Below are 21,591 nucleotides of genomic sequence, written 5' to 3' on the forward strand. Positions count from 1 at the left end.
AGCCGCTCTTTTACTTTTCTTTTAACATCGCGAACATGTCACGGGCCATTGCTTCTAAAATATACACAACTGGCGTCTGTGTGGTGATATTGGCTCTGTGTACCCGCTCATCTGTGACGTAGTAGGCAATATTTAAATCTGAAATGCGCGAAATCGTGCAGTGCTGGTTATTCGTAATACTAATGATTGTGCTGCCTTCCCTTTTTAACTTTGAAATATGATCAATCGTAATACTGTTTTCCCCTGATACAGACAGCACAATGGTGACACTATTGTCTAAATACTGCATATTCATCGGGAAAAACGGATCATTGATGTAAAATGAAAATTTCTCAAGACTTGAAAAGTACCTTGCCCCATACTGCGCCAAAATACCAGAACTGCCAGTCCCGATAAACAGCACATTTTTTGCCTCAGCAATGAGCTTCGCTGCCTCCTTAATTTTCCCCTCAAAGTCTCCCTTTAATGTTCTTTCAATAAATTCATATAGAAAGTGCTGTGTGCTTTTTAAAGAAGGTGTCTGCTCTGATTCTAAATACATTTTGAGCTTCACTTTAAACTCTGAAAAGCCTTCACAATTTACTTTTCGGCAAAAGCGAAGGACAGAAGAGGTGGAAATATGCGCAGCATCTGCCAGATCTCGAATTCTCATGTACACGACCTTTTCACTGTTTTCCATGATATATCGATATAAAGCGCTTTCTAGTTCATTAAAGCTGGAAATGACCTCACTTGAAAACATCTGACTTCCCCTTTCTCCAACAACATGTCACAATGTGTTTCTTTTATGTAACAAATCTCTAAATAGGGCACCCTTGCCTAAAGACGCTGAAGTCATTTACGCATGAGATGCTCTCACGATAAGCTATAGATGAACAAAACAAAAAAGACTTTTCTCTATTATAACATTGCGCGTTACATTATTCGGAGGTGCAGAGCATGGCAAAAGGATTAAAGGTTGTCACAATTGGCGGAGGATCAAGCTATACACCAGAGCTTGTAGAAGGATTTATTAAACGGTACGATGAATTTCCGATTAGCGAGCTTTGGCTCGTTGATATTGAAGCGGGAAAAGAAAAGCTTGAGATCGTCGGAAATCTTGCAAAACGCATGGTCAAAAAAGCAGGACTTCCAATCGAGGTTCATTTAACATTAGATCGCAGAAAAGCGCTTGTAGATGCTGATTTTGTCACAACACAATTCCGTGTCGGACTTCTTGAAGCACGTATGAAGGATGAACGCATTCCTTTAAAATATGATGTCATTGGTCAAGAAACAAATGGTCCAGGAGGTCTATTCAAAGGACTTCGCACCATTCCTGTCATTCTTGATATTGTCAAAGATATTGAAGAGCTTTGCCCGGATGCATGGCTGGTGAATTTCACAAATCCAGCTGGTATGGTCACTGAAGCCGTTCTTCGTTATTCAAACCATCGAAAAGTCGTTGGCTTATGCAACGTCCCAATCGGCATTCGCATGGGAATCGCCAAAGGACTTGATGTAGACGCAAGCAGAGTAGAAGTCAGCTTTGCTGGATTAAACCATATGGTATTTGGACTCAATGTATTCTTAGACGGCAAAAGCATCATGGACCAAGTCATCGAAGACATGGCCGATCCAAACTCCAGCATGTCAATGAACAACATTCAAGCGATTCCGTGGGATGCTGATTTCTTAAAAGGGCTTGGCGTCATTCCTTGTCCGTATCACCGTTACTACTACAAAACAAGTGATATGCTGGCTGAGGAAAAGAAAGCAGCAGCAAACGAAGGAACTCGTGCAGAAGTCGTTCGCGCATTAGAAAATGATCTGTTCGAGCTTTACAAAGACCCTGATCTAGACATCAAGCCGCCACAGCTTGAAAAACGAGGCGGTGCCTACTACAGTGATGCAGCTTGTAACTTAATTGCATCCATTTATAACGACAAGCATGACATTCAGCCTGTGAACACAATTAACAATGGCGCCATCAGTGACATTCCAAATGATTCTGCCGTTGAACTCAACTGCGTTATCACAAAAGACGGTCCTAAACCAATCGCTGTTGGTGAAATGCCAGTCGCTGTCAAAGGACTCATTTCTCAAATTAAATCCTTTGAGCGTGTAGCCGCTGAAGCAGCTGTGACAGGCGATTACAACACAGCCCTTGTCGCAATGACCATCAACCCGCTTGTCCCATCAGATGCTGTTGCAAAAAGCATCTTAGATGAAATGCTAGAAGCACACAAAGAATATTTGCCACAGTTTTTCAATAAAGTAGAAGCATAAAAAGAAGCCGCACTTGTCGAAAGTGCGGTTTTTTTATTTGGCTGCAAACAGCCGGTCCATCTTAGGACGATCATAGTCTAATAGCCAGTGCTGCAAGCCTTCATAGACTGGACGTAGACGCTCAGCATCTGCCGCAATGAGATCACAGCCTCGATCATCATATAAGTGAAAAATCATTTTTTTTGAGAGATTCATTAGGTAAATTTCATAACCCAGTTTTCCCTTCAAGATTTGATTCGGTGCATAGAAGTCCTCCTGGCACATCGCATGGAGAAGCGGACGCAATCGAATGTCTTGCAGCTGGCATTTGAGTGTAAATCTCTCTAATGTCAGTGAATCTTCTATTTCTGGACGTACATAAGTCAAAAGCTCGTGTCGCAATCGATTCCTTACTTGCCGATGCACATATTTTTGATAAACCAGGAGCTTACGCTTCGTTAATTCATGTTCATGTTCTGTATACACATCCGTTACAAGCAGCATTTCGTCTTCTGGATCAAAAGCATATTTTACAATCTCAAAAGCACGATCTCCCGCTTTTTCTAATACAACCGATTCTTTTCCTAATGACCAATCTGCCACTTCAAACCGCAGCCCAAAAGGCCACCCATAAAAAAGAGGCGGCGTGAGGGAAAGATGAGGAAAATGATTTTTTAGAAATCGATTTGTTTGATCACTCATTTGCTTTCCTTTCATTGGCTTTATTTCTTATTTTACCGTTGAAACAATTAGAAATAAATAGAGGTGCGCCATCATTCATATCACCAATGTATGAGGCGATGCCAGTGCGCTTCTTTTTGATTTACACACTTTTTGAATGGACAGCTCACACCTTAACAAAACGGAAAACCGCTCATCGTTGAACATCTCTTCCATAGAGATGTTTTTTCTTAAAATTTCTCTTGCACAAGTTCATGAATGACGCCCATTCCTGCCTGACTTCCAGCTGCTGCTGCGAGAACTAACTGAGCAGGACCGCCTAAATTATCACCACATGCAAAGACACCACTGACGGTTGTACGTCCAAGAATATCTGTTTCAATCCCTGCATTCTTCGTCATTTGACAGCCAAGCTTTTCAGCAAATGGGGCTGACTGCTTGAATTCACTTGCGACAAAACCGCCTTCCCTTTTTACTGTCTCCCCATTTGCAAGCTGGAGAGATCGCAGCTCACCATTGTCATGATCAATCGATACAATAGGCACATCAATGACTTGAATAGAATGCTCCGTCAGAAGTGACTTGTCCTCTTCAGCCAACACGTGCCCATTCGTAAACACGATCAAATCCTTTGTCCAATTGGATAGAAGCTTAGCCATATGCAAGGCTCGCTGATTCTCCGCAATAAGGGCAAGCGCTTTATCCTTTAATTCCCATCCATCACAGAAAGGGCAGCTAAACAACGTTTTTCCGTACACATCATGAATTCCTTCGATCTCTGGTAATATATCCTGAAGTCCAGTTGCCAAGATGATTTTTTTCGCTTCGAATGTATCCCCTTCGTGTGTCAGTAACGTAAAGAATTCCTCTCGCTTTTGTATATCATTAATTCTACTTCGTTTGATTTGGATATTAGGGTATTTTTGAAGATCTGCCTCTCCGGCTTGTCTGATCTCAAACGGTGTCATTCCATCGTTTGTAATAAATCCATGTGATTCCTGAGTCACTCGATTTCTTGGCAGCTCGTCATCAAATACAATGACCTGCTTTCTGCCCCGGCCCACAACAAGTGCTGCACTTAATCCGGCTGGCCCGCCTCCGATAATCGCACAATCTAATAACATATCAATCTCTCCTTTTATTCAAGATTTTAAAGACTCTTAATATCTATAATTAGTTCAAAAAAATCACATCTTGAAAAATGGATTTTTTTCTGTCTGCTCAATTTGGTTCGCAATATCAATTAACCGTTTTTGACTTAACGTCTCCTGCATTTTTGTTTCCACATCCTGCATGACTTGCTCAATCAAACAGCCATCATGAGGCATGAAGGAGTCATGCTCTAAAGAGCAGCGAAATAAATTCGTTTGTCCTTCTACAGCCTGAATGACATCTAAAAACGAAATGTCTTCCTTTCGTTTGATAAGGGTGTATCCTCCCTTTGCACCAGGTGTTGATTCAATCAATCCCGCCTTCACAAGCTTTGTTAAAATTTTGGATAAATAGGTTGGTGAAAGGTCTTGCATCTTAGCAAGTGGCTCAACGCCAATCGCTTTACCCTTTGGCGCAAGAGTTAAAAACACCATCGTATGCAGCGCATAGTTGGTCGCTTTAGAATATTTCATGAGGAAACTCCTTTCTATCTATTATAGATCTTTTATATCTGTAATTGATCATAGATGATTCAAGAGAAAAAAGCAAGTGCTGTGGATCTGCTCCTCTTTTCATTCCACATTTCACATTTCCTTCCGATAATAGAAGTAAGCACGGAATAAAGTTTTGCTTGAAAACGAGAAGGAGTGAAGAAAAATGTCAGATCAACAGCACAATGCAGCACACGAAGAAGAAGAGGAATTTAACGTATACGACATGCTACCGCCCGCAGGTACAATCATCGGAGAAGCAACAGAAGAAGAAATGGAAGCCGCAGCAGCACTAGAAGTGAGACATGTCGCGTTCATGCGCCTTCAAGATATGTACATTCAATTTGACGGCTCGTCTTACAAAGACTTATTAAAAGACTTCCAAGAATTCGAATTGGATTCCACAAAATTCTGGAGAGCCATCGCTAGACGTCTTCAAATTCCATACGAATGGCCAATCCGAATCGACCACGCAAACGGCCCTATTTATATTGGTGAAACTGAGGATAGCCGTGAGGTTGAGGAGAGTGCGGAGTAAGGAATGGTGACCCCCTTTTGATAAGGGGGCTTTTTGTCTCCATTACAATAAATAAAGCAATATGAGCGCTGTGACGCCCATATTGCTTATTCCTTTGTTATGTTAACTCTGGCCAAAATGCTTGATTTGCCACAATTAAGTCGTCTAAAATATCTTTTGCTACTTTAGCACTCGGCACCGTTTTCGATAATGTGATGGCCTGCCATAGTTTTTGATAGGACCCTTCTTCAAATGCTTCTACTACTAATTTTTCTACGCCAACTTGCTGCTCCATGAGACTTTTTTGAAATCTAGGAATTTCTCCAACTACTAATTTTTCTGGACCATTGCTGCCAACGATACAAGGAATTTCGACCATTGCTGTTGGGTCAAAGTTTCTAATGGCGCCATTGTTCTCTACAATCATCAGCATCCGTTCTTTTTTATTAAAAGCAATGGCTCTTGCCAAATCAACGATATAGGAAGCGTGCTCATCAATGGTCAGCTTTGTTTCCTTTGCAGTTCCTTTATCAATGATGGCCTGACACTCACTAAAAACAAAAGCTTCCCGTCCCTCCATCACTTCATTGGCACGTGTGAACTCGATATTTGAATGTGCCACTTCTTCATCTGGAAATAGATAGTATTTCAAATACGTATTAGGGACCGTTTTTGGATCAAGTGCTTGAATATCTTTGGCCTTTTTTAATGTGCTGTTCCAGCTCTTCTGCTGTTCTAGTTCGGATGTTCCATCTGTTGCATAACCATGCTGGCTTACATGCTTAATCACCTCAGGCATTAAGCTATTTCCTGATTTATCTCGAATATCTGTCCACCAGCCAAAGTGATTCAAACCATAGTAATCTACTTCTAGTTCTTTCCGTGAAGATAAGCCTAAATTTTTTGCAATTAATTCTTCGATGCCAATTGGCATATCGCATATGTTTAAAATTTTGGCATTTGGTCTTAGCTTACGTGTTGCCTCTGCTACTATCGCTGCAGGGTTCGAATAGTTTAACATCCAAGCTTCGGGTGAGTATTTTTCCATATAATCGACAAGTTCTAATACACCTGGAATGGACCGCATTCCGTAAGCTATCCCGCCTGGACCGCATGTTTCCTGTCCGACAACTCCATGCTTCAATGGAATTTTCTCATCTAATTCACGCATTGCATATTTTCCGACACGAATATGTGCCATCACAAAATCGACTTGAGTAAACGCTTCTTCGGGGTCCGTGCTTGCCAGTAATTGCACTTCTGGTGCTCGTTCTTTTAACATAATCTCACATGCATCTGCAATCGTCTTTTGTCTAGCTTCATCATTATCATAGAGTTTAATTGTATGAATTGGGAACTCATCTAAATAGTCTAACAGCATCAAAATGATTCCCGGTGTAAATGTACTTCCGCCTCCAGCGATGGTAATGTTAAATTTTTTCATGATATCCAGCTCCTTTTTCAATCTAATGAAAGTTTAGTCTCAAAGGACTCTCTTACTTGCGGTACACTTAAGCCAACAATGATTTGAATGCTTTGACCACTCTTTGCCATGCCGTGTGCCAGTTTATTTTCTGTAAAGTAGTCCCTATCTTTCACCAAGCTAGCGTCAATCACTGTAATACGCAGACGCGTGGCACAGTTTGTCACATCTTTAATGTTTTCTTTACCGCCAAGGCCTTCTAAGAAATAAACGGCTTTCTCTTCATACTCTGATGCATAAACGGGTGATTCCTTTTTGTCATGAGCTTTTTTATGAATCTCATAATCTTGTTTTGTATATAGTCTCGTCTCCTCCTCATCTTTTCGTCCTGGTAATGGAATATCAAATTTCACAATCATCCATCTAAATATGACAAAATACAATGCAGTAAAGAGAAGTCCAATCATCGCTTGGATCAGATAAATCCCTCCATGATTTGAAGAGAGCGGAATCCAGTTCAATGCGGCTATTTCAATCAGTCCGGAACCCATCATTCCGACAACACCAAACATATTCATGATTGTCACCATGGTCGCTCCAAGAAGTGCATGAATCACAAATAAATAAGGCGCGAGAAATAGGAATGTAAATTCAAGCGGTTCTGTAATTCCCGCAAATATGGCTGTCAATGTGGCGGGTAATACCAATGCCAAAACCTTTTTTCTATTTTCCTTCGGTGTAGAAAAATACATGGCTAGAGCTATCCCTAAACAGCCGAACATCTTAATGTTCCCATGTAATAAAAATCCGTATGGATAAAGATCCTTCAAATCGGAAGTTGAGGACGCAAATTCATTTAAGTGAGCGATCCAATATGGTTTTAACCCCCCATTTACAGCCGCTGGACCAAACTCAAAAGGTGTATAAATAAAATGGTGAAGTCCTGTTGGAATTAACACCCTTTCCAAGAAATGAAACAGCCAGACACCAATATAACCAGACTGTGCCATGAACCCTTGGAGAGATTGAATCCCCTGCTGAACATAGGGCCAGACAAACGCAACGGCAAAAGCAATAGGAATCATCACAAAGAATCCGATGATGACAACAAATACAAGCCCCTGGAAAATTCCAAGCATTTCAGGCAGCTTTTGATCATAAAAACGATTATGGATCCAAATGACGATTCCAGATATCATCACCGCACCAATGATACTTGTATCCAGTGTAGGTATACCTGCAATTTCTTTTACTCCCGCTACATTCTCAACACCTTGCGATAAATCAACACCAAAAGTAGACGGCCAAAGTGTCAAAATAGCATGAATATAATTATTAAATACAAGATAAATCATCAAAGCTGCGAGCGTCGCACGTGCTTGCGCTTTTTTTGCAAGTGAGATGGGCAATCCAATCACAAAGGCTAATTCCATATGATTGAAAATCGTCCATCCTCCGCTTTCAATCAGTGTCCAAACCTTATACCACATCGTACCTTCTGCAGCCATTTCCCCCATAATCGCTGAATTCTTACATAAAGTCGCGAGGCCGACAACAATACCAAAAAACGCGAATAAAAGTACAGGAACTACCATAGCACTGCCAAACCGCTTGATTGCATTCATAAGCATTACCCCTTTGCTTGATCCATAACACCACTGTAAAGGTAGCGCTTACAAAAACCAATAGGTTTGACGTATTTAGAAATCAAGTTGTAACATTAGATTATATTTTCACAGGAAGAAAATATTTTCATGTTGGAGGGCACATCGCATGATACTGGACAAGCTGGTAAATGAATACTTCGAAGATTTAAATAAGAATGACCTGCACATTATTAAAACGATCCATGATCATCTTGAAGAAATGAAGACAATGAAAATTCAGGACCTTGCTCGTTATGCTCATACTTCCATTTCATCCATCCATCGGCTTGCCAAGAAAATAGGGTTCGACGGTTACAGTGACTTAAAGTCTTATGTGAAATTAAATGCTTTCACTGAAGAGACAACACAAGATTTAATGCAGCTGCTTGATCAAGATATCCGGCAGACAAGAAAATATATGGAGCAGCTGGACTTTCATCAATTAAATCAACTGATAGATCGCGCACCGTATATTTATATTTATGGTACAGGAACTGCACAGCTCGATTTGGCCAATGATGTACAGCGGCAGCTATGGTCACTGCATAAAAAATCTCAAGTATTACGAAGCAAGCGGGACTTAACAGATGGAATCATTGAATTTGGTGAGGATGACCTTTTATTTATCATTTCTTTATCGGGTGAATCGAAGAATTTAGATGAAATCATTCAATTGGTGAAAACGAGACATATCAAATTTATCAGCATGACCACATTGAGGAATAACCTCCTTGCACAAAATGCCATGTTTAACATCTATGTAAGCAGCACCCCGTTTCACTTATATAACAAAGTGGACAACTCCAGCTTTCTGCCATTTTACATTGTGGCAGATATTATCGTCAGAAAATTTAGTGAGTGGAAAGTGAAGCAATTGAATAATAGGACTTAAACATAACAGGTACAGTTTTGGAGAGAGATTCAATGTTGCTTCGCAAAAAAAAGAGAGACTCTTTTGTCTCTCTCAAAAAACACTATATAACAGCGGATTTAATGAAATATATCTACTTGCGGCTGCCTTTTCCTATTCAGCAGTATAATGCCCAGCAAGCAGTTCATCAAACGAATCCGCTAATTTAAAATCTGTCTCATATTCTAGATCAAAGTAATGAACCGGCGGATGTTCCTTTGTTTCTCTATAATCCAATGCAATCCACGTATGACCATCCCCACAAATGAGCACAAGTCCCTCAGGCAATTCCCATTCTTCTATTAAATAATCACTATCCATAATGCCTTCATTTTTGGCAATTCCTCTTAAATGATCAAATGACACATGATCCTCTGCCCATCCATTCGGCTGGTCCGTTGGAAAAGCGTTATGAAGGGTATACCCGCCATTTTGTTCGAGAATCAGTTTTTTATATGTATCCGGCAAGATGACGCCTAGCTTCTTTTCCGCTTTTGCAATGCCTTTCTCATTGATTTTCTTAAATGTTTCATCGCTTTCACTGTCTTTATCCCAAAATGGTTTCAAATGAAATACCTCCAATTGTTATTTCTATCTCATTTTACCATTTAAGAGAACTAGTTTAATAGTCCTATTTAATAAAAAAAGAGAAGGGTTCGCCCCCCTCCTCTTGTTGGTCATGATTGTTCTTGATTTCTCGCTTCAAATTCATTTAGCATTGCACGCACTTCATCTGTTGATGATGTGTTCATTAATTGATTTCTTAAGAAACTCGCTCCTCTGAATCCTTTTACATAAATCTTAAAGAAACGGTGCAGTGCCTTGAATGGACGCAGACCTAGTGATGAGTATTGATCATGAAGGTCAAGATGTAACCTTAAAAGACCAAGCAGTTCATCACTTGTATGCTTCTTCGGCTCTTTTTCAAAGGCAAATGGGTTATGGAAAATCCCGCGCCCAATCATCACTCCGTCCACTCCATACTGTTCTGCGAGCTTTAAGCCTGTTTGACGATCAGGAATATCACCATTGATTGTCAAAAGCGTATCAGGTGCTACTTCATCACGAAGTTTTTTGATTTCAGGAATGAGCTCCCAATGCGCATCCACCTGGCTCATTTCCTTTCTTGTGCGAAGGTGGATCGATAAATTCACAATGTCTTGCTCCAAAATGTGTCGAAGCCATCCGCGCCATTCATCGACCTCAGTAAAACCAAGTCTTGTTTTCACGCTGACAGGTAATCCCCCAGCTTTTGCTGCTTGAATCAGCTCTGCCGCAACGTCTGGACGAAGAATCAAGCCGCTGCCCTTTCCGTTTTGCGTGACATTTGGGACAGGACAGCCCATATTAATATCAAGCCCCTGAAATCCCATTTCCGCCATTCCAATGCTCATTTGTCTAAAGTTCTCAGGCTTGTCTCCCCAAATATGAGCAACAATCGGCTGCTCATCCTCTGTAAACGTTAAACGCCCCTTCACACTTTGAATGCCATCAGGGTGGCAATAGCTCTCACTGTTCGTAAACTCTGTAAAAAACACATCAGGTCTCGCCGCCTCACTCACAACATGACGAAACACAACATCTGTCACTTCTTCCATTGGTGCTAATATAAAAAATGGCCGCGGTAAATCACGCCAGAAATTTTTACTCATCTTTCATCCAATTCCTCTCATGACATAGCGCCTTATAGGGCATGTCCTTCTATAAAATCTTTCAGCAATTTTTATCATTATATACTTTAATATGAACCGGGCAAAATTGCAAAAAAGGACATTGAGTGATGAAATATGTGGTAAAGATTTGATTTCACGTTCAAATATCTTTTTTTGGGACAGATGCACAAACAAAAATGAAAATTGAGATAAAGTGAGGTTTCAGAACGTAAAATATATCACTATTTATTCCTCAATGGTCACATTTGAAAAAATAATGAGTTGGTTACTTGTTAAATAAGACAATTCCAATAAATTAAAGTTTATACTTTTAAGTTTTTATAGAAAATTATGCTTGACGATACCGGTAATCTTAAGATTCTTTGGAATCCTTATAGAACTAACATAGATTGTATTAGTATTATAAATCAGATTACATTATGTGCTTTAAACACTATTCAAAAGGAGATGAAATTAGTTTTTTCATCTCCTTTTAATTTGACTAAACTGATTCTTTTATTATTTGACTCACCTTGAAGATCTCATCACTCGATATATATGGAACTTGAGCATAGATTAAATTTGGCTCTCCAGACAATTTTGCTACTAAATGCCCCCTACCTAGTAGGTTTTCAGCACCCTTTTCTCCTAGTGCAATTTCAGATGTCCCTGGACTACCAACTTTGAGAATTAATCTATTTCCTAAATTGTCTCTTAACTGTACAGGTAAAGCATCTTTATCCGGTCTTTGCGCAGCAAATATTAAGTGGATCCCAGCAGCTCTTGCTTTTACACCTAACCTTTGAACAGCAGAGGACACAGTCGTTTTATACTCATCAATAAGCATCCAGTCAGCAAATTCATCATGAATTAGATAGATAAAAGGGAGCTTTTCTGACTCAGATACTTTTGCGTTATACTCTTTAAGATTGGGAACTCTATGCTCTCTAAACCTTAAATACCTAGATTCCATTTCATTCACTAAACCTTCAAGTATTTTTGAAGCCCTATCTTGATCAATAACAATTCCTTCGGCTAAATGTGGGAGGTCTTCTAGCCCTTGATAGTCAACTCCATATTTAGGATCAATCAAATAAATTTTTGCAGTTTCAATCGTATTAGTTGCACATATATCCAAGATTATTGTTTGTATTAAGACCGATTTACCACTTCCAGTCTCTCCTGCTATAAGAGTATGAGGTGCATGTTGTTCTAGCCCACCTAAAGGTCCACCAAGATTTAAATAAAGCAAGTCGCCGTCTACCTCTTTGGCACCTATTACAAAATTTAAATTCGTATTTGAATTTTCTTCCATAAATTTACGTGCACTCCAAACAGTAGCTACAGGTATCGTTTGTCTTTCTGGTCTTTCAATGAATACAACAATTTTTCCTGGTTGTGGAATAATATTAATGACATTTAAAGCATGTGTAGTAAGAAGCTGAGATTTCTTTTTCTCTATATCCTCTACTCTTAGTCGATCAGAACCTTTAAGTGTTAAGATTGCTGCGTTAGGAGCTAACCTTGAATCTAGAACTTTGCTCTGTAAATTATAAGTCGCCAAAGCAGCCTTAAACGAATTTACAACATTTTTTAACCAGTATTGTTCATTCTCAGTTTTCGTATTTTGTGTGGAGTTGGTAATGATCCAATCATTAAATGCCTGATATTTATAAGTCGCATTAGTCTGTGGCAAAGGGTTCATTATTAACGTACTTCCTACTCCTCTAACATCTTTAGTTTCTGTAGAAGTTTCTTCAATTTTATTCTGTTGATTAGAATTATCCTCTACTGATGTAATTTCTTTCACTTCATTACTTAGTGTAGGATTAACATTAGATGTTTGCTCACTTGCAAGGATAGCATCCAATTTATTCCAAGTTATTTCATTAGCGAACTTGGATCTAACTGAGTAAAGTTGGTCATTATTTAAAATTGCTAGCAGCAATTCTCTAACTGCGTCTCTCGAGAATACTTCTTGATAACCATGGTTAAGTTCGTTTATCTTTAACTGTTCGCTCTCTAAACTTTCTGAACCATCATTAGTTGGTACAAAAACATGTGAATACCCCTTTACGTCAATTTCAACGTTGCCACTTCTGATTAACTCTCTCCATTTCTCAATTGAAATCGAGGAGTTTTGCATATAAACGGCTCCTTCAACTAGCAGATCACTGATTTTAGAGAGCCATATATCTTGGTCTAGCCTAGCTGGCACTTCAAAAAGTGCATTGTTAATTCTAGAAACTGTATCTACGAGTTGTTTCTTTGAGACCTTTTTAGAATTAGATAAACCTTTAATATCAACAAATTTGGCCTCTGTCACTATTATTTGCAAATGAAATTTACCATTTTTTTCAAATGGATTGATTGCCATAATATCTGCAATCTGTTCCTCACTCTTCCCTAACCAACTTGCATAATCATCGAGGAAGTACCAGCCTATATTATTCAGGTCATGCATTTCTTCCTTCGTAATTAATTTACTTAACACTACACCCATTAATTCACTAGCATACCTTCCTAACTTAGCTGCCCTTAAGACAATATCTCCTGATAGCTCATTCGCTTCTTGGATAAAATAATCAGCTAGTTTCTCAATATCAAAATCATTTATCCCTAAATTTAACGACTTTAGCTTCCTTTTAAGTATGATTTTGAGTAAGCGTAGAGAAGTTGTAGTGGAAACGACCAAATTAGGGCCATTAGTTTTGTTATGTTGATACTTTATTACATTTACCCCTTGACTTTTTAATAGCCTACGATCTAACAACTCATCGTAATTCGCTACCCACTCACCAAGTTTATGAGACTCATTAAATATATTTTTTGCCTCCTTGTTCTGAAAAGTAATCTGTCTCGAAGGTAGATAGTACTCAACATTATCTTCATCACTAGCTTTCGTGATGCTTTTAATAAACTTTAAATATTCCCAACCTTCAACAGTTTGACTTGGGCAAACAAGGTAAGTTATTGATTTTAACTCATCTTTAGCCGCTGGACGACGACGCGACCATCTTGCAGGAAAATGTTTAATAACATTTTCTACAGGTGCATGAACTTCAACTTTAATCCATTCAAACATTGCATGCCTTGATATTACATCTTGAAGAAACACCACATTGTATGGCTTACCTTCTTCACTTTCAGAGACTGACGATTGATGAGCCATTACCCCAATCCTTAATTTGGCCATAAAGTCACTTGTGATCTCACTAGCTACAAAATTATCAGGATCTGCATCTGTTCCTTCAACCATCTTTGAGTAAATGTTATTCAACTTATTTGTATCTCTATGCCTAAGTACTACTTGACACCTTATATTATCGTTCTTGTCATTTAATTTAGAAATTGAGTCTACGATTGCTAAAGGCAATCTTGTAGAATCAGAGTTATAGAGGACGACTCCTAAATTAGCTCCTTCATGGGGCTGCAGTTCCAAGTATCTATCTAGTAAACTAGCTAACTTTGCACTTGCATCTTTAGGATCTTCATTTGTTTCTTGATAAATTGTTTTAATTATTGGCATTTCCATTAAGCTATATTCATTTACACTATCGGTTAAAATTAAAACTTCAGGTAATTCATCACCTTGGAATCCCAAACAAATTTCAGGATAGTATGGATGCTCAATATCTGTTTCCAATTCATCAAAAAATAACTTTGCATCTCCAAACTCTAAGTTCTCTGTTGTTAAGAAATAGAAAATAACATCTCTCAGTTGTTGCATTTTTACCGCTAGAGCTGCCATTCTCATTGGATGCCATGGAGGAATAATGGCTAAAGGTTGGGTGTCATTTACCTCAACAACCCCAATTCTCATAATCGGATACCATAACTTTAATCTATTGATGTCGCCTTTTGCATTCTTCATCAATGAAGTGATTAACTTTCCATAAAGTTCGGATTGGCATATTTGATTTTGAGAAATAAGACCGCTTTCTAGCCACTCATTTAATGCAGTTTTATAAGACCTTGAAAATTCTTCCCAAGAACTCAAAATCTCGTTGTACCCATCCATAAAAATACGAGATTCATCCTTAGCTTTTTGGAGTTCACATAAAAACTCACTTTGTATATCTCTTGTCCTTTCATATACACTCACAAAAGATCCCCTATTCTGTCTAAAAACTGGTTGGATCGTGTACACATCGCCAAGCGATATACCTTGGAGTTTCCCTTTTTTACTAATAGGATTTTTCGACACACTGGTTAATTGAAATGGATTTTTCTGCATATTTACCAGACGATCTAAGTCACTATATAGCTCCATCCCTACAGCATTAACATTACCTTCCCAAATTAGTTGAACTTTACATTGTTGCTCAATCCCATGATCATCTTCATAAAAAAGTTCAATATAAAATTTAATTTGCCTCGAACCCTTCGAAACGGAGTTATTTTTCTTGTACTTTGACTTTAGCCTATTTCGTTCTATTTTAATAAACTCTTCGTACTTAAATAACCAAAATGTTTCCCACTCAATATAAGGAGCAGTTAATTCCGGCAAACCTTTATACCTAGTACTAAAATATAGAGCCAAATCGGTATTAAGGTCTAGCCAAGCACTTTTTTTATCTCTCTTTTGAGTCTTTATTTTAATAACTTTTCTTCCCTTAAATCCTTCGGACTGAGCAAGTAACCTTTCTGTAGCACGTAATAGCCCAACAAGGAAATCAGTACATTCTATTGGTTTTCCATAAATAAATTTATCCCATTTAGCCTTTAATTTTTTATGATGGTCTATTTGATGCCTGTGTTTATCGTAAAATGCAATATCTTCCTCATTTGATTCCTTAGCCCTTCTTTTTTCAAGTAGATCTAAGTAGGCATAATCTTCATTTGTAATTAAATCAGAGAATTCATCTTCTAGAAGTTGTTTTGTTTCTTCTGCAAGAGTACTCTTTTTTGCTAGCTTTATACCAGAAAAAAATGAACTAATACCATCACTTTCCCACTCAAACTGGGATAAGACCTCGGACTCTACAGTCCAAGCTGGTTTTGAAGATATAAAATCCAAAATAGAAAAATGAACATATTCTGGAATATACTCTTTAATTTCTTCAAATGAGTTTCTTAATTGTTCATTTTCTATTACATCTCTTGATGGAGTTAGTTTGTATAAGAAATAACTTCTTTTCTCTTTAATTTCTTTATATACATTTTCCCAGTTCTTTTTATAAGTTTGTCTATTATCTGGAATAGAATAAAAAACTCCTGAATCTCTAGGAAGCTTCAAAGCTGGTAAAGCCCATCCTAACGCTTGTATTAGGGTTACACCGTCTTCGATTATCTTATTCCTTGTATCGGAAACGTATTTACTAAACATCTCAAGGCTACAATCAGTTGTGTTAAGTAGACCAACTAAAGACTTTTCCCATATATTGAGAAGCCTTTCACTTCCATTTATTGCTGCAATATCACTTGAAGCAGCCTTAACCCACATTTTAGTATTAGCTTTAAGGTCATTTGCCCCAATTTTAAAGATATTTTTTAGAGAAGGACCTTGATCATCATTGTTGTTTGCTAGCAATAATACTGGTTTATCAGTGTAAGTGTGCCGAAGGTTAGTGGCTCTTTCTGTAGTAAAAATGTTCTTTGGCAGACCTTCTCCCGTATCTAGTTCTATAGGTATTTTTAAATCTACAATTCCACTTAATGATTCGTCTTTAAGTATTTCCTTACATATTACTGATACTTGAGAACTTGATAACCTATCCAACAAAAATCTAGCTATACCATCGTCTTGTTCTGCACCTATGTTATCTTTCAAGTAGTTTACTGCAACTTTACCAATTAATTTTAGCTGATCCATCAATCTCCATCCCTTGCAAATGGGTTTTCAACATATGCACATGCATCTGAAAGTCTTCTTAGTAATCCCATACTAGATAATCGTTGCTCTAACCTTAGAGCATTTTCAGAAAATGCTTCTAAATCAGCCTGCCCTGTAGCAGTTACATCAATTGACTGTTTATCTCCAATAATAAATCCATATTTTTCATAAAGCTTAGAGAGAAATTCTTGGAATTCCATTCTTTCGGGTACATTGGTAAGTACTAACGTCTTAAATAGATTATCCGTTGGTGCATATCTAATTCTTTGGCTATTTCTACTTGATGAAAGACCTATTTCTTTACCCCAAACTCTATGGAAATTATTCACATGTTGTTTATGTCGCATGATTGCCTTATCAACTAATTCATTTAATAAGTCATTTTGACTGTCGTATATAGATAAATCTTCATCATTAGATGGCCAAAAGAATCTTTCCTGCATCAATTTTTGAGCAGCAAATAATGGGTCACCAGACTTAGAAATTTCTTTCCAATCATTCGTTTCCTTAATAGTAAGGATATGTCGCTCAATTGCCTGCCTTGAAAGATTATTATTATTTATATATGAATCTGAGGCCAAATCACGAATAATAGTCTTTTTCGGAGCCATTATTTCAAGTATAAATTTTGCCTTTTCGTTTTGATTTAGTACCTCTTTAGAGCGATTAAGAAAATAAAGGATCATATGCAAACCCGTGATATTAACTAGATGAGGCAGTGTATCATAGGCTGGAATTTCGCAACTAAAAATGTTGATCCAATCATCAGCCAAGTTTTGAAATTCATCTAGGCTCTCGTATGGTAAATAGGCTCCCTTCAGCTCTTTTACCGAGTTCTCAATTCCAGCATTTGGCTGTAACTTTTTTGCAAGTCGATTGAATACAGAAGAAGAATTTAAGATATGCGCCTCAAGGAAAGGTAATAGTTGCTCCCCTCGATGAGACCTGGAAAGCATTAAATATAAAATCTCTCCTGTTCGACCGAAAAACCTTCTATCATTTTGGACTCTTTCTCCATTGATTCTCAAATCCTCATACAGGCATTCTTCTCCGTACGGGAAAATAAACTGTGAACTCCATCGTTTATTGTTTTCACCTTCGATTGTGTTATTCTGTAAAAACCTAATCGCTTCATAGAAATCTACAAAATTGTCAAAGTTAGACTGTAAATACCCAAAATCAGGTAGAGTATCTAAACCAGCAAAGTTTTTTTCAGCTATTTGAATCCAATCATTCCATGCCTTTTTATCATCTTTATGGTTTTCGTAGTCTCTATAAACTACCTCAATATACGGATTGTTAAATAACAAGTTTCTTAAATAAATTCTTGAGTAAGGATTATAGCTTAATGAGTTAAATTCATTCTCTACAAATACTTTGCCCTTTTGATACTCGGTACTTAGAACACCTAAAAATTCCATAAAACACAACCAAGGTGTTTGTTCATCATACAATCTATGTCCCCAAATAGCTTCATCGACCCAAAAATCCAAATTACTATAAGGATAATTCCGTGGTAAAGTTGTAATCATTAAAAAACCTCCAATGATTTGTATTCCACTAGCCCTTTTTCGTTAACTTTCAATAAATTAAGAGCCGAGATATTTTCAACTTCATCTTCAGTTTTTCTTCTTTCTTCTAGCCGTTTTAATAACTTGCTCTTGTAAGCAAGAATATCTTCATAACATTCTCTTGAAAAGCTACCGGGTAATGCACCTTCCGCTACTCGTGAAATAAATTCATACCTAACCAATTGAAGGTGTAAGCGTACGGGTGGAAGATCATTAGAAAATCCAACTGCCAAATATACTTTGGAATTCTCTTTATCTAACTCAAATTTCACATATTCCCCCCTATTTGCCTTAACAGAAATAAACTCTTCAAGGATTCTACTAATTTTTGCTTGGGAGTGATTTCCTGACGTAGATAAGATCAAACGATCCTTTTCTTCTATTAGAAGACCAGTAATAATTCTATTTAGTCCCTTTGCCATTCTGCTAATATATTGAGTATTTACTCTGTTTCGATCATGTAAAGGCTTATATAATTCTTTTAAAAACTCACCGGCATATTGGAATGTGGTTAATCTCCAAATCATTAATTCCTCTTCTAACTCAGTGGGAATTATAAAAAACAACCTTTGACGTTGTGATTTGAGTAAATTTAAAAAGGTATCCTTTTCTAAGCTTTCACCTTCAAGGTATGCTTTCTTTTCAGAAATAAAAGTCTTGTCTGCCCCGTATTTGGTATCTGTCAAAACAAATTGTTCATATAGTTCTTTATATTTACTATCGTCTTCCCCAAATATTAAAATGTTATCTATGATTCCATTAGTTTCAGTCCCAATACCATATTTATTGAGGGTATTAAAAACATCTATGCTACTTCTTTTTCTGTCTGGAAGATTTTCTCCAAATATGTTTCGGTAAATACTTGCTAGATGTGCTGTATCTTTCCCTAAAATTTCGGGAATGTCACCGCACTTTAATAATCTTTCCTTAGCTTCCGGATGCCCAAGGAGCATGTTTGCTACTAATAAAAGTAATTGCCTTAGAGGAAGGTGTAGTTCATTCACTTCACAAAGAGTTAAAAGATCAGTTAATCTCTTTACAATTAAGTTATTTTCACTTTCCAATCTCTTTTTGTTTTCAAAGATTGGACAAATTTGCTCTCCTGTACTAAATAAACAGTTACTACACTCTTCCCAGCCGGGATTAAGTAGCACCTCATGAATAATCTTTGGGAATAGAAGAGCTGAATTGGAATGACTAAGGTTATAGAGACTCAAATTGTACCCATCCCTCCTTCTCTTTCCACTAATAAGTAACTCTTCTATAAATACCCTAATATTACTAATATTATGTGTTTGGTGGATACTTTTCCACGACTCTATCAATTGCCCATCATTTGCAGCAACTAGGAATATAATATTATTCTCTTCTCCTGAAATAGAATCTGCCATTAATGTAAGGATTTCTTTATCGTCTGTAGACAATTCACTTAAGTCCTTGATAAAAATAATTTTTTTTCCATTTAAAAATAGTTCATTTATTTTATTGTTTTTAGCCCACTGATTCTCCGCCCCCCCCAACGCTTTCCATACTTCTCTACAATAATATGTCTTTCCATCACCAGCAGTCCCTGTTAAAATTATGGATGCCGGTGATTCAGAATGGAAGTTTCGTATTATTTCTTCCAAATAAATCATTTCAATGTTTATTGGGGTAACTTTTTTCTTTTTAATTATCCTTTGAATAGTTTCATCATACATATTGTCATTTCGAGGGATTGGACCATATTGCCTCAAAAAGCTTATCCAATTATTAGAATTACTCTTCGCCATAGTTCCCACTCCGTCTCTTACAATTTTTCCTATTAAAATTATAACAATTTATGGACTAATTAGCTATTTCTTTTAGCTTGTTAACAATAATTCATTTTTTATGCAGAAAAAAAGCACCTGTAAAACAACGGTTTTACAAGTGCACTTTATAATATGTTTTTTATGAAAATGAGCATACACAGGGAATTGTATCATCAGAAGTGAATAAATACTTTTCCACGCCTTCTCGCTCCATATCTTCACGGAATTGTTTTAGTGTATATGATGTACCGTTTTTCTTTAGTATAGAAACATTCTTCTGAAAATATTTATTGAATCGTTCTTCCATTTCTTCTTGTTCTTTATACTGATTAGGCCAAATTGCATAGAGGGTTGCATAATGTTGAAAACCACCACGAACACACCTTCCACCACAATTCGCATGTGAAAAACCATTAATACCTCTTTCAACAAGTTTTTTAGCCAAAGGATCATTTTCATCTTCGGCTTTTTGAACTGCCGCCGTATACATACGGGGTAATTTAATACCCCATTCATATTGAATAATTCCTTTTGCATCTAAATCATCTCTTAGTGTTTCGATGAGTGGAAATCTAGATTCAATCGGTTCAATTGGAAAATGTTCATAGAAAGACCTTATCCCCGCAGCTTTCCTAATATTAGCATCTTGACTATCTTCTTGGACTAAATTTGATTTCCGCCTAACATGACTATCATCTCTTCGATGTTTTTCATGCGGAGCAATACCAAAGTAAAGAACAGGCTCTAATTTTTCATTATCACGAAGTTCTTCAAGATAGATTAGCGTCTGCCGTACCTTTAATTCTTCAGAACACTTTGCAAGCCTAGAGTTTCCTAAGAATTTATTATCATAGAAGACCTCTTCAGGCGTTCTTCCATCCAATATTTCTGTAATTTCCAATCCAATATATTCAGAGATCTCATCCATAAATCTTAAGTTATCTTCATCTTCCCACAATGTATTTGTAAAAAATAATTTACAATTCTCTTTGCCAAATGCTTGTACCATATAATAAGCCACATAAGCACTGCCAGCACCACCAGAAAACATAGCAATATAAACACGTTTTCTTTCAGATCGAGGAAGTGTAATTCCCCAATTATCTTGAATCAAGGATTTAATATCTAATTCCTTACTATCATACTCCATTAGCGGAAAACGTGTTTCAATAGTTTTTGCGGGAGCACTTTCAAAAAAAGAACGTAAGTCAGATACACTACCGAGATCTTTTTCAACACTTTCAAGGCAAATAGTTTTATTACTATACATCTTATCTGGGACTGAACCAAAATGTAGAACAGGTTCTAGACCTTCATTCTCCCTTATTCCTTCTAAATAAAGAAGAATCTGTTTGAGTTTAACTTGGACTGAAGCACTTAATTTTGTATTAAACTCTTCACTATACGAAAGACTACCATAAAAATCATTTTTTTTCTCTTCATTCTTAATTTCAATGAGTGTTAGTCCTATATATTTAGCAACATCTTTCACGAATTGATGATTAGCATAGTATGTTGGATTATCGACACTTCCAATAAAAGTGTCGATGAAAATTAATCGAGAATTTTCTCTCCCATATTTTTTCACCATATCTTCTGCGACAAACGCACTTGCTACCCCACCACCCAAGATCGCTATATGAACTTTTTGACTTTCATTTGCCATAATTTG

The 21,591-nt window shown here is 37.2% G+C and carries 14 protein-coding genes and 1 pseudogene; 3 read left to right on the forward strand and 12 right to left on the reverse strand.

Annotated features, from left to right (window positions below; all coding sequences use genetic code 11):
- Positions 1–10 precede the first annotated feature (10 nt).
- Positions 11–742 (reverse strand): MurR/RpiR family transcriptional regulator, encoded by a 732-nt coding sequence (locus tag ACP69X_RS16300; protein WP_039177027.1) that lies wholly within the window; start codon positions 740–742, stop codon positions 11–13.
- A gap of 197 nt (positions 743–939) precedes the next feature.
- Here ACP69X_RS16300 and ACP69X_RS16305 point away from each other — a divergent pair, with 197 nt between their 5' ends.
- On the forward strand, positions 940–2,268 hold the full coding sequence (locus tag ACP69X_RS16305) for a 6-phospho-beta-glucosidase (protein WP_041087139.1): 1,329 nt from the start codon (positions 940–942) through the stop codon (positions 2,266–2,268).
- Positions 2,269–2,301: 33 nt separating this feature from the next.
- Here the strand turns inward: ACP69X_RS16305 and ACP69X_RS16310 are convergent, their stop codons facing one another.
- The 3 genes from ACP69X_RS16310 to ACP69X_RS16320 form a co-directional block, all read right to left on the reverse strand.
- Positions 2,302–2,964 (reverse strand): DUF3885 domain-containing protein, encoded by a 663-nt coding sequence (locus tag ACP69X_RS16310; protein WP_426052870.1) that lies wholly within the window; start codon positions 2,962–2,964, stop codon positions 2,302–2,304.
- Between the two features lie 194 nt (positions 2,965–3,158).
- The gene (locus ACP69X_RS16315) at positions 3,159–4,052 is read right to left on the reverse strand and encodes an NAD(P)/FAD-dependent oxidoreductase (RefSeq protein ID WP_426052871.1); all 894 of its coding nucleotides are present in this window, start codon (positions 4,050–4,052) and stop codon (positions 3,159–3,161) included.
- A 63-nt stretch (positions 4,053–4,115) separates the two neighbouring features.
- Positions 4,116–4,553, reverse strand: a complete 438-nt coding sequence (locus ACP69X_RS16320; RefSeq protein ID WP_107164025.1) for an Rrf2 family transcriptional regulator — start codon at positions 4,551–4,553, stop codon at positions 4,116–4,118.
- Positions 4,554–4,737: 184 nt separating this feature from the next.
- Between ACP69X_RS16320 and ACP69X_RS16325 the strand changes: the two genes are divergently transcribed.
- The gene (locus tag ACP69X_RS16325) at positions 4,738–5,109 is read left to right on the forward strand and encodes a hypothetical protein (protein WP_039177014.1); all 372 of its coding nucleotides are present in this window, start codon (positions 4,738–4,740) and stop codon (positions 5,107–5,109) included.
- 97 nt (positions 5,110–5,206) lie between these two features.
- Here the strand turns inward: ACP69X_RS16325 and ACP69X_RS16330 are convergent, their stop codons facing one another.
- Together ACP69X_RS16330 and ACP69X_RS16335 are read right to left on the reverse strand one after the other, a co-directional pair.
- Positions 5,207–6,532, reverse strand: a complete 1,326-nt coding sequence (locus ACP69X_RS16330; protein WP_423359593.1) for a 6-phospho-alpha-glucosidase — start codon at positions 6,530–6,532, stop codon at positions 5,207–5,209.
- Positions 6,533–6,549: 17 nt separating this feature from the next.
- Complete coding sequence (locus ACP69X_RS16335; RefSeq protein ID WP_426052872.1) at positions 6,550–8,136, reverse strand: alpha-glucoside-specific PTS transporter subunit IIBC; 1,587 nt, start codon at positions 8,134–8,136, stop codon at positions 6,550–6,552.
- 148 nt (positions 8,137–8,284) lie between these two features.
- On the opposite strand from ACP69X_RS16335, the gene ACP69X_RS16340 reads away from it, so the two are divergent.
- Positions 8,285–9,049, forward strand: coding sequence for a MurR/RpiR family transcriptional regulator (locus tag ACP69X_RS16340; RefSeq protein WP_041087125.1), 765 nt, complete (start codon positions 8,285–8,287; stop codon positions 9,047–9,049).
- Positions 9,050–9,184: 135 nt separating this feature from the next.
- Here ACP69X_RS16340 and ACP69X_RS16345 read toward each other — a convergent pair.
- The 6 genes and pseudogenes from ACP69X_RS16345 to ACP69X_RS16370 all read right to left on the reverse strand — a co-directional run.
- Positions 9,185–9,634 (reverse strand): annotated as a pseudogene (locus ACP69X_RS16345) (SMI1/KNR4 family protein); the annotation flags it as partial.
- A gap of 110 nt (positions 9,635–9,744) precedes the next feature.
- A complete protein-coding gene (locus tag ACP69X_RS16350; protein ID WP_426052873.1) occupies positions 9,745–10,719 on the reverse strand; it encodes a tRNA dihydrouridine synthase in 975 nt (324 codons plus the stop codon).
- A gap of 502 nt (positions 10,720–11,221) precedes the next feature.
- A complete protein-coding gene (locus ACP69X_RS16355; protein ID WP_426052874.1) occupies positions 11,222–16,534 on the reverse strand; it encodes an FtsK/SpoIIIE domain-containing protein in 5,313 nt (1,770 codons plus the stop codon).
- Positions 16,534–18,087 (reverse strand): hypothetical protein, encoded by a 1,554-nt coding sequence (locus ACP69X_RS16360; RefSeq protein WP_426052875.1) that lies wholly within the window; start codon positions 18,085–18,087, stop codon positions 16,534–16,536. The genes ACP69X_RS16355 and ACP69X_RS16360 overlap by 1 nt, the downstream gene beginning before the upstream one ends.
- Entirely contained in the window at positions 18,087–19,898 is a 1,812-nt protein-coding gene (locus ACP69X_RS16365) for a hypothetical protein (RefSeq protein WP_426052876.1), read from the reverse strand. Before ACP69X_RS16365 ends, ACP69X_RS16360 begins: the two co-directional genes overlap by 1 nt.
- A gap of 160 nt (positions 19,899–20,058) precedes the next feature.
- Positions 20,059–21,585: a hypothetical protein gene (locus ACP69X_RS16370; RefSeq protein ID WP_426052877.1), complete on the reverse strand. Its 1,527-nt coding sequence runs from the start codon at positions 21,583–21,585 to the stop codon at positions 20,059–20,061.
- Positions 21,586–21,591 lie beyond the last annotated feature (6 nt).

The organism is Bacillus sp. DC4300-2b2, assembly GCF_049895685.1.
Classification (GTDB): Bacteria; Bacillota; Bacilli; order Bacillales; family Bacillaceae; genus Bacillus; species Bacillus safensis.